At 42.3% G+C, this 13124-nt stretch carries 14 protein-coding genes; 11 read left to right on the forward strand and 3 right to left on the reverse strand.

Annotated features, from left to right (window positions below; translation table 11 throughout):
- Nucleotides 1–3: 3 nt before the first annotated feature.
- Complete coding sequence (gene rpoN / locus ABIE26_RS02780) at nucleotides 4–1476, reverse strand: RNA polymerase factor sigma-54 (protein WP_310140285.1); 1473 nt, start codon at nucleotides 1474–1476, stop codon at nucleotides 4–6.
- Between the two features lie 318 nt (nucleotides 1477–1794).
- Here rpoN and mscL point away from each other — a divergent pair, with 318 nt between their 5' ends.
- The 9 genes from mscL to tsaB all read left to right on the forward strand — a co-directional run bounded on the left by mscL (nucleotide 1795) and on the right by tsaB (nucleotide 7051).
- Nucleotides 1795–2226: a large conductance mechanosensitive channel protein MscL gene (mscL, locus tag ABIE26_RS02785; RefSeq protein ID WP_310140282.1), complete on the forward strand. Its 432-nt coding sequence runs from the start codon at nucleotides 1795–1797 to the stop codon at nucleotides 2224–2226.
- 227 nt (nucleotides 2227–2453) lie between these two features.
- Entirely contained in the window at nucleotides 2454–3236 is a 783-nt protein-coding gene (locus ABIE26_RS02790) for a LiaF transmembrane domain-containing protein (protein ID WP_310140280.1), read from the forward strand.
- Nucleotides 3237–3247: 11 nt separating this feature from the next.
- Nucleotides 3248–3613 (forward strand): DUF4288 domain-containing protein, encoded by a 366-nt coding sequence (locus ABIE26_RS02795; RefSeq protein ID WP_310140278.1) that lies wholly within the window; start codon nucleotides 3248–3250, stop codon nucleotides 3611–3613.
- On the forward strand, nucleotides 3610–4671 hold the full coding sequence (locus tag ABIE26_RS02800) for a sensor histidine kinase (RefSeq protein WP_310140276.1): 1062 nt from the start codon (nucleotides 3610–3612) through the stop codon (nucleotides 4669–4671). The genes ABIE26_RS02795 and ABIE26_RS02800 overlap by 4 nt, the downstream gene beginning before the upstream one ends.
- Complete coding sequence (locus tag ABIE26_RS02805) at nucleotides 4649–5386, forward strand: LytR/AlgR family response regulator transcription factor (protein WP_310140273.1); 738 nt, start codon at nucleotides 4649–4651, stop codon at nucleotides 5384–5386. Before ABIE26_RS02800 ends, ABIE26_RS02805 begins: the two co-directional genes overlap by 23 nt.
- A gap of 100 nt (nucleotides 5387–5486) precedes the next feature.
- Nucleotides 5487–5645 carry a 50S ribosomal protein L34 gene (gene rpmH / locus ABIE26_RS02810; RefSeq protein WP_015807371.1) on the forward strand — a complete coding sequence of 53 codons (159 nt, stop codon included), beginning with the start codon at nucleotides 5487–5489 and terminating at the stop codon, nucleotides 5643–5645.
- Nucleotides 5646–5708: 63 nt separating this feature from the next.
- The gene (gene rnpA / locus ABIE26_RS02815; protein ID WP_310140259.1) at nucleotides 5709–6125 is read left to right on the forward strand and encodes a ribonuclease P protein component; all 417 of its coding nucleotides are present in this window, start codon (nucleotides 5709–5711) and stop codon (nucleotides 6123–6125) included.
- The gene (gene yidD / locus ABIE26_RS02820; protein ID WP_310140257.1) at nucleotides 6112–6342 is read left to right on the forward strand and encodes a membrane protein insertion efficiency factor YidD; all 231 of its coding nucleotides are present in this window, start codon (nucleotides 6112–6114) and stop codon (nucleotides 6340–6342) included. Before rnpA ends, yidD begins: the two co-directional genes overlap by 14 nt.
- Before the next feature lie 25 nt (nucleotides 6343–6367).
- Nucleotides 6368–7051, forward strand: a complete 684-nt coding sequence (gene tsaB, locus ABIE26_RS02825) for a tRNA (adenosine(37)-N6)-threonylcarbamoyltransferase complex dimerization subunit type 1 TsaB (protein ID WP_310140256.1) — start codon at nucleotides 6368–6370, stop codon at nucleotides 7049–7051.
- Here the strand turns inward: tsaB and ABIE26_RS02830 are convergent, their stop codons facing one another.
- Complete coding sequence (locus ABIE26_RS02830; RefSeq protein WP_310140253.1) at nucleotides 7052–8482, reverse strand: DUF5723 family protein; 1431 nt, start codon at nucleotides 8480–8482, stop codon at nucleotides 7052–7054.
- Nucleotides 8483–8497: 15 nt separating this feature from the next.
- Nucleotides 8498–10072: a hypothetical protein gene (locus ABIE26_RS02835; protein WP_310140251.1), complete on the reverse strand. Its 1575-nt coding sequence runs from the start codon at nucleotides 10070–10072 to the stop codon at nucleotides 8498–8500.
- A 141-nt stretch (nucleotides 10073–10213) separates the two neighbouring features.
- Between ABIE26_RS02835 and ABIE26_RS02840 the strand changes: the two genes are divergently transcribed.
- Nucleotides 10214–10600: a DUF423 domain-containing protein gene (locus ABIE26_RS02840; RefSeq protein ID WP_310140249.1), complete on the forward strand. Its 387-nt coding sequence runs from the start codon at nucleotides 10214–10216 to the stop codon at nucleotides 10598–10600.
- 2 nt (nucleotides 10601–10602) lie between these two features.
- The gene (gene priA, locus ABIE26_RS02845) at nucleotides 10603–13077 is read left to right on the forward strand and encodes a replication restart helicase PriA (protein ID WP_310141489.1); all 2475 of its coding nucleotides are present in this window, start codon (nucleotides 10603–10605) and stop codon (nucleotides 13075–13077) included.
- Nucleotides 13078–13124 lie beyond the last annotated feature (47 nt).

The following is a 13124-nucleotide window of genomic DNA, read 5'->3' on the forward strand; positions in this document are numbered from 1 at the left end:
GGGTTAAAGTTCCTTTCTCAACCTGGCCACCGGAATGTTCATCTGCTCGCGGTACTTGGCTACTGTTCTCCTTGCAATGTTGTAACCTCTTTCTTTAAGGATTTCAGTTAGCTTTTCGTCTGCCAGTGGTTTACGTTTGTCTTCGTTTCCGATACAATCTTCCAGGATCTTTTTCACCTCTTTATTGGATACCTCTTCGCCGCTCTCTGTTTGAATGGCCTCCGAAAAGAAGGATTTTAGCAGGAAAGTACCAAATTCGGTCTGTACATATTTGGAGTTGGCCACACGTGAGACCGTCGAAATGTCCATGTCTATTTTATCTGCAATATCCTTCAGGATCATTGGGCGCATCTTACGCTCGTCACCGGTCAGCAAATACTCATACTGGTATTGCATAATGGCATTCATGGTTTTAAGAAGGGTTTGCTGTCTTTGTTTGATGGCATCAATGAACCATTTTGCCGAATCCAGCTTCTGTTTTACAAACTGAACGGCTTCCTTCATCTTCTTGTCTTTTTGCGCAGCCTTATCGTAGTGGTCAAACATATCGATATAGGAGCGGCTTACCCTAAGCTCGGGTGCATTTTTTGAGTTCAGGGTCAGGATCAGCACCCCATCATTATTGCTGACATGGAAATCGGGGATGATCTGCAGTTGTTTCGTAGTAACCTGGTTAGAATCACCGGGTTTTGGATTTAAACGCAGGATTTCGGCAACCACCTCTTTTAAATCCTCACTACTCAGGTTTAAAGATTTTTCAAGTTTGTCGTAATGCTTACGGGTGAATTCATCCAGGTAATTTTCAACGATGAGAATTGCTTTCTGAATGATGGGGTTATTTGGGTCCTTACGTTTCAACTGCAAGGTAAGGCATTCCTGAAGGTCTCTGGCAGCAATGCCGGGAGGATCAAAATTCTGGATTACTTTCAGCATTTCCAGTACATCTTCTTCTTCAACCATTACGTTTTGCGAGAAGGCAAGATCATCTATCATGGAAGTAACAGGCCTCCTTAAATAACCATCGTCATCCAGGCTGCCTATAATCTGCTTGCCGATAATAAAATCCTGATCGGAGAGGGGGACTAAGTCCAGCTGTTCCTGAAGGCTTTCGAAAAACGTGCTTTCTATAGCTATAGGCGTTTCCTTTTTTTCTTCATCGTCATCCCCGTTATTATACGAAGTGCTGTAATCATTTACATCATCGTCCTGCAGGTAATCATCAACGTTAAACTCATCGGCACTTTCTTCACCGCTGCCGGCTTCAAAATCTTCCGGGGTATCGTTCAGATCATCATATTCTCCTTTCGGCTCCTCAGCAATCATCAAGCTGGGATCTTCAAGAGCTGGGTTTTCTTCCAGTTCTTCCTTTATGCGTGTATCTAAAGCAACCGTTGGTACCTGCAGCAGCTTAATAAACTGAATTTGCTGTGGCGATAACTTCTGAAGTAATTTTTGTTGTAGATGTTGTTTTAGCATAAAATGATGAGCAGGTATTTATGTACCCGCTCCAAAAATACACATTTCGGACAGATAAAAGTAATCCGGAAAATTATATTCCTTTTCAGGATTGTTAAAATCTGCTGCAAACCTTACATAACAGAAAAAAGTTATAAGTTCATCAATCGATAATTAAACAATAATTATACAGTTCAGACTGGACAATCACTGGACGATCACTGGACAATTACTGGATAATCACTGGAAAATTTTTTAAGGTTAATGCTTTTTTAACATAGCTTTCCGGATTTATGGTATGATTTTTATAAATTAGTTTAAACTAAAAACAACTATGATATGGGATTTGTAAAAGAATTTAAAGAATTCGCCATTAAAGGCAATGTAATGGACCTGGCTGTCGGTGTGATCATCGGGGGGGCATTTGGTAAAATCATCGACAGTGTAGTGAACGATTTGGTTATGCCTTTAATTTCAGCGGTGATAGGATCTCCTGATTTTAGCAATATGTATGTGGTTTTAAAAGGGACAGTAACTGAAGGACTGGCACTTGCGGATGCCAAAAAGGTTCCCGATACTGTAATTTTTGCTTATGGTAATTTTATTACTGTAGCCATTAACTTCCTGTTGCTTGCTTTGGCGGTGTTTATGCTCGTTAAGGCAATGAACGCTATGAAACGTAAGGAAGAAGCAGCGCCTGCTGCGCCTGCGGCACCTTCAAAAGAAGAGGTACTGCTTGCAGAAATCAGGGACTTGCTGAAAGCAAAATAATTAAGAACTTATTTTTTTTGCACCCGGATAGACTTAAACTATCCGGGTGTTTTGTTTTACCGGCAAAATACGGACGTTTACCGGCAGAAGACCCTCATATATACACCTGGTATTCCGAAATTGCGCTGAGCTGTCTACTTTTGACCATGCAGATTAAACGAAAAACTGCATTGAATTAAAAAAAAGAGGTACTGTACCTTTAACAATATTATTAAGCATATAAAAAAATGGAAAAAGTAAGAAGTAATTCTAGCAGGGTATGCGGCGGGCTGATCATTATAGGTGTGGGGCTGGTTTTTCTTTTAAGGAATGTGGGGGTAGAGGTACCCGACTGGATTTTCAGCTGGCCTACCTTATTAATCGTGATTGGCTTGCTGATTGGCTACAAGCGAAACTATAATGGACCGGGATGGATGATCCTTACCCTTGTGGGGGTGTTTTTTACAGTCAAAAATATAGTCGACTTTGATGTGTCCAGGTACTATTTTGCCATGATATTTATCGTGCTGGGCCTGGTCCTTCTTTTTAAACCTGCGAGGTCAAAGACAGAGCACGACAGGTGGCATGGCAAATGGAAAAGCAGGATGAAGCGTAAATATGCTGAAATGGGTAATTTAAATATACCCGGAGATGAGACTGCTGAAGATCCTTACACCAGTCGCGATAGAAACGACGTTATTGAATCGGTGAGTATTTTTGCCGGGAACCAGCACAAGGTTTATTCAAAGAACTTTAAAGGGGGAGAAGTAGTAGCAGTTTTTGGCGGGGCTGATGTGGACCTTAGCCAGGCCGATTTTGAAGGGGTGATTAAAATTGACGTAGTGGCTGTTTTTGGCGGTGTAAAGATTGTTATCCCCCCAAGCTGGGAAATCAAATCGGAAGTTACTGCGATATTTGGGGGCATTGACGATAAAAGAGCACTTGGTACCCCTGCTGCCGATGAACCGCGTAAAGTATTAATTATTGAGGGGGTGACTATGTTTGGTGGGGTTGATATCAGAAACTTTTAAAATACATGATCATGAAATGGTTTGTAGCACGATACATTTATCAGATAATTACCGGAGAGGGTAACCATGCACCGCAGTTTGATGAGCAGCTGAGGCTGATCGTTTCGACAGATAGCAATGAAGCACTTTGCAAAGCCGAAAGTCAGGCCGACAGTTTTCATAACCCTTTCAGGAACTGCAGAGGTGATCTGGTAACCTGGAACTTTATTTGTGTGGCTGATCTTTACGAGATACAGTCGCCCACGGATGGTGCTGAACTCGCCTCTGTATTGCACGAACCAGATGATGTTAATGGTTTTTTAGACAATGTAAATCAACATAAGTCGTTCTTACAACAACTTTTACCATTTTCAACTCCTTCAATTAAATTGTTTTGACGAATACACCCTTATCCATTCGCCGGATTAAAAAAATTGCCTCATTTATTTTTCTGGGATGGGTAGTGGTATTTATTGTTCTTTTTAACACAACGCTGAATTTTAGCTGGCCCATTTCTATTGCCGATAGTGTAATTACAAATGGTTTACTGGCACTGGCCTGTATCATCCTGAGCAACCTGCTGGGGTTTTATCAGCCTAAAAATGAGACCATCGTTTTTGTACTGGCGCTTACCTTTATCCTGGCGCTGTTCATCACCTTTGCCAGCAAGTTTCTGCTGCTGGCGCTTTTCTCCGATCAGCAGACTTATATCAATTTTCTGAAATTTTCGCTTACAGTACGTTTCCTGATCCTCTTTGTTTTTATAGCCTGGTGTGCCCTGGCTAATATTTTGTGGTATCGCCTGGAAGAGCAATCGGCTACACAGGAAAGGCTGCTTGCGGCGCAAAACCTGTCCAAAGAGGCCGAATTGAACAAGCTGCGTCACCAGTTACAGCCCCATTTTTTGTTCAACAGTTTAAACTCAGTTTATGCCCTAACCATAGTGAACCCAAAGGAGGCAGGAACAATGATCACCAGGCTTGCTTCCTTTTTAAGGGGTACCTTAAAAAGAGATGATGAGGTTTGGGTCAATGTAGCAGAGGAAATGGAATACATCGGGCTTTACCTCGATATAGAAAAGGTACGGTTTAGCCATCGCTTAAATATTGATGTGAAAATAGCCGAAGAAACCTTAAATTTATGCCTTCCGGGAACCCTTTTGCAACCTATTGTGGAAAATGCGATAAAATTTGGATTGTACAACACTGCAGCGGCCATTACCATTTCGATGGAAGTGAAGTTGCAGCACAACCATCTGGTGATTACGGTCCAGAACCCCTTTGATCCTGAATTGAAGGCAACAGGCGGAACGGGTTTTGGGCTATCGGCCATCAGACGCAGATTGTATTTGCTTTTTGCAGATGAAAAACTGTTACGTACAGAAGCCACCCCGGATAATATGTTTATAACCACGCTTAAAATACCTCAGCAGAATGATGAGAACAATACTGATTGACGATGAACCCCTGGCCAGGGATGTTGTAAAACATTACCTGAGTAATTTCCCTGATGTTGAGGTCGTGGCCGAGTGCAGTGATGGTTTTGAAGGGATAAAAGCCATAGGGCAGCATCAGCCCGATTTTATTTTTCTGGATATACAGATGCCGAAGATCAGCGGTTTCGAGATGCTCGAACTGGTAGAAAAACCTCCTGCAGTAATATTTACCACAGCTTTTGACGAATATGCCATTAAAGCTTTTGAAGTAAATGCGATTGATTATTTGTTAAAACCGATTGAGCAGAACAGGTTTGAACAGGCGATGCAAAAACTTCCTGCCCGGTTAAATAACGCAGAGGTGGTTACCCAGGAACTGTTGGAAGTGGCCAGTTTAAGTCCGGCCCAAAACAACAGGGTCGTGGTAAAGAAGAACGGGGTGATCAAAATTATCGCGGTAGCAGATATTCATTACCTGGAGGCTGATGATGATTATGTAAAGCTGAGTACGGCCGAAGGAATTTACCATAAGAACAAAACCATGAGTTTTTTTGAACGCACACTTGACCAGGAGCAGTTCATCAGGATTCATCGTTCTTATATCATCAATCTGGCACAGGTTACCCGTATTGAACTGAAAGAAAAAGACAGCTATGTGGTGCTTTTGAAATCAGATATCTGGCTGCCTGTAAGTAAAACCGGCTATATAAAACTGAAAGCAGCCCTTGGGATGTAAAAGAAAATTAAACTATAGCAAATTGTATTTGCAATTAAATAAAAATCGCCCTATATTTGCACCTCTTATTAAAAAAGATTAGTCAAGATATAATACAGTTATGAAAAGAACATTCCAACCTTCGCAAAGAAAGAGAAGAAACAAGCATGGCTTCCGCGAAAGAATGGCTACAGCAAACGGTAGAAGAGTATTAGCTTCACGCCGTGCAAAAGGAAGAAAAAGATTAACGGTTTCTAGCGAAGGCCGCCACAAAGCATAATTTTTGATTGCGGTACTTCCGGTACCGGCAGATCAGAATATCTGCAGATTTGCAATCAAAAAGATGAACACATTCAATAAAGAAGAACGGTTATGCAGCAGGAAATCATTAGACCTGCTATTTAAAAACGGTTCTTCTTTTTTATTATACCCCTATCGTATTTCTTATTTATTTGTAACCGAAGCACAGCAGTTTCCGGTACAGGTAGTGATTAATGTGGCTAAAAAACGGTACAAAAGGGCGGTAGACAGGAACCTGATCAAACGCCGTACCCGCGAAGCCTATCGCCTGCAAAAGGAAACTGCGCTTTATGGTAACCTGCTGAAAGATGCCGATCAGTTGCTGCTGCTTTCTGTACAATTTGTAGGTAAAAAGATTTACGATTATTCTTTCCTGGAAAAAAAACTTGCAGGTGCTTTAAAACGCCTGTTGGCCGAGCTGGAAGGAAAAAACGCAGGAAAAGCTGATGGGACTGATTAAACTGCTCATCGGCTGGCTTTTTTTAGGGCTCATTAAGCTCTACCAATGGTTCATATCACCTTTACTTGGAGCAAATTGCAGGTTTACACCTACCTGTTCTCAATATGGGATAGAGGCCATCAAAAAACATGGCCCTTTTAAAGGGGGCTGGCTCACTTTAAAACGGATCGGCAGCTGTCACCCCTGGGGCAGGCACGGGCATGATCCTGTTCCATAACATTATTTTCCTTAATTTACCCGCTATGGCTACGATACTTCAAATAGAAACCGCTACACAAGTTTGCTCTGCTGCTATTTCCAGAAATGGGGAAACCATCGCCTTAAAAGAACAAATGGCCAGCAATATCCACGCGGGTAGTTTAACCCTGTTTATAAAAGCTGCGATGGACACGGCAGGTTTACAGTTTAAGGACCTGGATGCGGTAGCCGTAAGTAAAGGGCCCGGGTCTTATACCGGTTTAAGGATAGGGGTGTCAACTGCGAAAGGCTTATGTTTCGCATTGGACAAGCCACTTATAGCCATCGATACACTTAAAATGATGGCCGACGGTTTCCTGAAGCTAAATGCGGGTTATGAAGGGCTGGTTTGCCCTATGATAGATGCCCGGCGGATGGAAGTGTTTACTGCTGTTTTTGATGCCAGGCTAAAGCCGGTAAGACCCATCGAGGCAAAGATTATTGATACAGAGAGCTTTGCTGCTGAACTGGATTTGGCGCAAATTACCTTTATAGGAGATGGCGCCATGAAATGCGAAAATGTATTGCAGCAGGCAAATGCCGTTTTTATGTCCGATAATTTCAATTCCGCAGCAAATATGAGCCAGCTGGCCAATGCTGCTTACGCAGAAGGACAGTTTGAAGATGTAGCCTATTTTGAACCTTTTTACCTGAAAGACTTCGTGGCGACAAGCCCCAAAAATAAATAATCATCGTTTTTTCGAAAACACACTGAACAGGCGTTTAAAGAAGCCTTTCTGTTCATCATCTATACCAGGCATGGTACTGCTGTTTTGCGGATGTTCTACCGTATTGCCGAATTTAAAGCCTAGTCCCATATAAAATGATGCGCCGTTGTATCCTGTGCCAACAGCCGCATCCCCCTTGATGGCACCGTTTGCCTGACTTACCGTTTTAAACAGGTTGTCAGAGCCCAGGAAGACTTCAAAATTCGGGGTCTGGTACATTCCCTGAAGACCCATGAAAAACAGGTTATTGAAATTGTAGGCAGGAATTGCACTTAACGACAGGTCTTTGTATTTGAACTTGCTGACAAAAGCGGCCTCCCCGCCTTTATAAAACAGGTTTTTGGAAACTATAAGGCTGGGGGTATAGGTAAAATCGGGTGCAGATAGGGTAAATGCTTTAGAAAGCATAAAATCTACTTTGGCATTGGTTGCACTATAGAAGCTGCCGGTATCAGCCTCGTCTATAGCAATGTCTGCAATTTCATTGGCCACCTGATTAGCCGATTTCTGCGACAGATTTTCGATGAATACCTGGGTGTTGATTTTATTGGTGAAAGCTTTTTTTCGCCATTTAATGAAACCCAGGTCTTTGATATTGGCCATCATAAACACACCACTTCTGGCATGGTAACTGGTACCAAAGCTAAGCGCCATACCGGGGTTTCTAAAGGTTGGCACCAGGTTGCGGGCCGAGAGTTCATCTGCGTCCTGAAACGTAGACCGGTAAATTCCTTTAACCCGTAAGGAGATGAGGTCGTTTGCAAAATCCTGATGCAGATAAGAATCGGAAATATTCAGTTTATTATAGGTAATGCCACTTAACAGGCTCAGTTTAACGCCAAAGGCAAGTTTCTTATTGTAGTTTTCCCTGTAGGTCATGCTAAACTGATGATAAGATTGTGCATAGCCGTCGTTATTAAACACATCATCGTAAGGGTTATTGTCAAATCGCTTGTAAGAATCCAGTATAGCAAGGGTTTCATTCGTATAATCTACATGGCCATCGCTACGGAGTTGCCAGGAAAAGCCCAGCTCCTTTTGCCATTTGTAGGACTGAAATATCCTGAAAGTGAGGAGGTATATGTTTATATTTTCGTGTACGGTATTGATGGCACCTGTTCTTAACGGCAGGCTGCTGGCATTATAAGTTCCTTCATTTATGGCCCTCCTGATGAGGTCGTTATTGCCTTTGTTTGCAGCATTCAGACCCAAATAGGGCAGTAAAAAGTTGGAGGCAAATTTTCGGGAAGAGTCCAGTACAAAAGTTTTCTGCGCAGGGTTTTCAAATCCGTCAAAAAGGGTTCTGGTATTGAACAGACCGTACTGTTGTGCCTTTAAAAGCAGGGGTGCACTAAACAATAAAAAGTAAAGTATAAGATACTTTTTTAGCATATGGGATAATTGGAGTTATAAAGCTAAAGAATCTTTTTGTAAAACGTCGGGCTGTTTGTTGATTAAAATATTGGTCTGAAATTTACCCTTATCGCCGCTAAGCTGGCAGGTAAAGGATTCATATTTTTTTAAGCCTTTTTCGGCAAGGAAATGGTTGTAATACGGCAGAAAAATGTGCTTTTGGAAGATAGTTGCTGAATTGTGGTGATCTATGTAAAAAATAAGATTGGAGCTTTCAGGAAGCTGATTGCTGGCGCTGATATAAGCCGGATTGCTGATGAGCAGATGGTTGTTGGTATAGCTGTTTAAAAACGATTCCAGTGTACCCACATTGTTTGCAAAGATCATATAATTGTCTATTATGGTATAATAGGGTTTTTTGAAATTGCTAAAAGGTAATCCGAAATAAACATACAGCAGATCCGCTTCTTTAAATGTTTTGATGTGCTCGTTGTAATCTTCGCTCAGGTCGAGTAAAAGTTGCATCATTTTATCGCCGTTAGTGAGACTGATTGCGCCTATTTTTTCCGAAGTACTGAGCTGGAAGGTAATGAACTGGTCTTTAAAATATTTCGGGAACAGGTCGTCCAGATTCAAGTGATAACCGGCGTTGATATCGCTGATGCGTTTGCTGATTTTTTTGTCTTCCTGTTGGCTGAGGAACCAGCCGTTTAACTTCTCGCGCCAGGGAGCGTAGGCATCTATCGCAAAAATGGTATAGGAGGAGGTATTGGCAGGCAAAATGTTTTGGATACTGATTTTTTTGGATTGAAGCGACGAAAATAAATTGTAATAGCTATTCTGGTCGTTCACTATGGTTGTTCCGGTGAGCAGTACTTTGTCCCTGCTGAAGTTGTAACTCAGGGAAGCAAAAGCGTTTTGCCGGTTTAAAACGGCAAGCTCTCCATTTAATTTACCAGCGATGATATTTTTGAGCAACTCTGGTACATGATTGAAATCGATGTACAGCTGGGCAAGACTGTTTTTAGTGAACCTGTTGTTTTCCTGTATATAGCTGATAAATTTGTCGGCTTTTTTTTCAGTGTCTTTGGTCAGCGCGGCTTGTACCTGCTGTTCGGAATGGGAGAGGATCGCCAGATTTTGTTTCAGGCCCAGGTAGAACACCGTGCTGTCAGGTAAAACTAACCTGCTGATCTCCTTTGTAGTTTGTACCTGAATTTTGCCTCTTTGCAGCGAAGCGAAGAGTTGCTTCATGTTTTCCTGGTTACCCAACTGGGTACTGCATAAAAAATCGATTTCCTGTTTGTTGCCCGCCACAAAACTGATGTAAACTTTTTGCTGGTCTAAAGCCTGACTGACGCCAGGTAAATTGAACAGGTGTTTTTTTAGCGTGGTCAGGAGTTTATATTTATCTGCTCCAAGTATTTCTTCAAACAACTGCTGCTCTTTTAAGATATCGGTTACGCCTTTATCATTCTGAAAGGAGAAAATAAAGCCGGAGCTGGCAGCTGCAGCATGCAAACCCATGTCGGTGATATTCTGATCTTTGTTGAGCCTCGAAAAATATAAATAAGCCATAGTCACAATGGCAGCAAAAAGAATAACAATACTAATCAGGATCTTTTTCATTAGTACAGGGGTGTATGCAAATGGGTTTCAGATGTTATCCCTACAAATTTAACTGAATACTTTGGTTATTTATTTTAATCCTTGATTTTAACCGTAAATACCGTCGTTTTGTTAATTTTGTAACATAAAAGCCGATCTATTATGAGCAGAAGAATTATCCTGACCGCAGCATTATTTGGCGCTACTGCCGTTATATTTGGTGCCTTTGGTGCACACAGTTTAAAAAATGTGCTAGCGGCCGGTTCGCTCGAGATATGGGCCAAGGGCGTAGAGTACCAGTTCTATCATATTTTTGCCTTATTGTTTCTGGCGTTGTATGCCGGTAACAATGAAGGACTGCTGAAATGGTCTTACCGTTTTTTTACATTGGGTATCCTGCTTTTTTCCGGCTCCTTATACCTGCTGGCAACCCGAGACATTCTGAACATTGGTTTTGTAAATTATATAGGACCAGTTACCCCGCTTGGCGGGCTGTGCTTTATTTTAGGCTGGTTATTGTTGTTTTTTGCCGCTTTCAGGTCTAAGTAATGATGGACGCCGAAATGCTTGAATTCAGGGAAAGGGAGACTTTGTTTGTCGAGGTTGTTTTGCCCTTATCCCTTGCAAAAAACTATACCTACCGCGTTCCATTCGACCTGAACGATCAGATCGAGGTTGGCAAGCGTGTCGTGGTGCAATTTGGGAAAAACAGGATCTATACCGCTTTGGTTAAAAACATCGGTTATATAGCACCAGAGCATTACGAGGCTAAATACATTATTGACGTGGTAGATGAGCATCCCGTAGTTACGGGCATACAGCTACAGCTATGGGAATGGATAACCGGTTATTACCTGTGCAACGAAGGTGATGTCATGGCAGCAGCTTTGCCTACTGGCTTAAAACTTGCCAGTGAAACCATTATTGTGTTAAAAGAAGAAGTAACACCGGAAGAGCCTTTAACTGAAAAGGAAAGTATCCTGATCAATGCACTTAGCCATCAGAAACGCTTAACCGTTGAGGATGTTTCCAGCTTACTCGGGCAAAAAAGGGTATATCCGATCATCAATTCACTGATGGGGAAAGGCCTGGTATATATTGCCGAAGAAGTAGTGGAAAAGTACAGGCCCCTGCTCAAGTCTTTCGTTTCACTCAGTCCCTTTTACCAGGAGGAAGAAAACCTGCGCCAGTTGTTTGATATACTGGAAAGGGCTCCAAAACAACTGAATGCACTGCTCACTTTTATAAAACTGTCGCGACAGCAGGGGCTGGTCCCAAAACATCAGTTGCTGGAAGAAAGCGACTGTGGACAGGCCGCTTTTAAAACATTACAGGATAAAGAGATCTTTACGGTTGTAAAGCGGCCTGTAAGCAGACTAAAGGAAAATGATGACGATTTTGTCCTGAATTTTGAATTGAGCCCTGCACAGCAGAAGGCAAAGGAAGAGGTTGAAGCGGAATTTGAACAAAAAGATGTGGTACTGCTGCATGGTATTACTGCTTCAGGAAAAACGCAGATCTATATCAAACTCATCGAAAAAGCCATTGAACAGGGTGGACAGGTATTGTTTTTACTCCCGGAAATTGCATTGACTACCCAAATCGTTCAGCGCATACAACGCTACTTTGGAGATGCCATTGGCGTTTATCATTCTAAATTCAACAACAATGAGCGTGTAGAAATCTGGAATAAGGTATTGAACGGTAAATACCGGGTGGTGCTGGGCGCAAGATCGGCTGTATTCCTGCCTTTTAAAGAATTAAAGCTGATTGTTGTAGATGAAGAACACGAACAATCGTATAAACAGCAAGATCCTTCGCCACGTTACCAGGCCAGGGATGTGGCCGTGTACCTTGCGCACCTGCATCAGGCAAAGACCATCTTGGGATCGGCTACGCCCTCCATTGAGAGTTATTATAATGCCTTAAACAACAAGTATGGGCTGGTTAAGTTAACCGAACGTTTTGGAGGGGTATCCCTGCCCCTGCATCAGGTGGTCAGTATTTCGGAAGAGACCAAGAAGAAAAAAATGGTTTCTTACTTTTCTTCAGCGCTGGTAGCTGAAATCGCCCTCGTTATGGAACAAAAGGAACAGGTGATCCTGTTCCAGAACCGCCGGGGTTACGCCACTATTTTAATTTGCGCCACTTGTGGTTATGCGCCTAAATGTGTGAATTGTGATGTAAGCTTAACCTATCATAAAACCAGCGGCAAACTGCATTGCCATTATTGCGGTTACCATCAAAGCAGCATCAGCATATGCCCGGCCTGCGGATCAGTGCACATAGAACAAAAAGGTTTTGGAACAGAAAGGGTGGAAGAGGAACTCAAGCTGATCTTTCCGGAAGTGAACATTGCCAGATTGGATGTAGACAGCACGCGGACGAAAAATGGATTGCAGCAGATCATTTCTGATTTTCAGGAAAAGAAAACCGATATTCTGATTGGCACCCAGATGGTGGCAAAAGGACTCGATTTTGATAATGTAACCTTAATAGGGGTCATCAATGCGGATACTTTATTGAATTACCCTGATTTCAGGGCCTTTGAGCGCAGTTACCAACTGCTGGCCCAGGTAGCAGGAAGGGCAGGTAGAAGAGATAAACAGGGCAAGGTGATTATCCAGGCCTATGATGATTCGCACCGCATCATTAAACAGGTAATAGAAAACCAATACCAGGAAATGTACAATGAAGAACTGGCTGAGCGCAGACAGTTTCATTACCCTCCCTTTACAAGGCTTATTTTTGTCAACATCAGGCATAAAGACCAGGACCTTTTAAATGCAGCGTCACAAAAATTTGCTGCCGCACTTAGGGGGCAGCTCGGGCATCGGGTGCTTGGACCTGAGCAGCCTATGGTATCGCGTATCAGGAATTATTACATCAGACAGGTAATTGTTAAAAGTGATAAGGACACTTCCATTCAAAAGGTAAAATCAGTTTTAAAAAATACAATTACCGAATTTCTGAGTGAAAAGGATTACAGGTCTGTAAACATCCAGGTAGACGTTGATCCTTACTAAATTTTATTGGGATTGATTCTGTGCCGATTAGGCTTTTCAATTGTATT

Source organism: Pedobacter africanus (assembly GCF_040548825.1).
In the GTDB taxonomy this organism is placed as follows: Bacteria; Bacteroidota; Bacteroidia; order Sphingobacteriales; family Sphingobacteriaceae; genus Pedobacter; species Pedobacter africanus_A.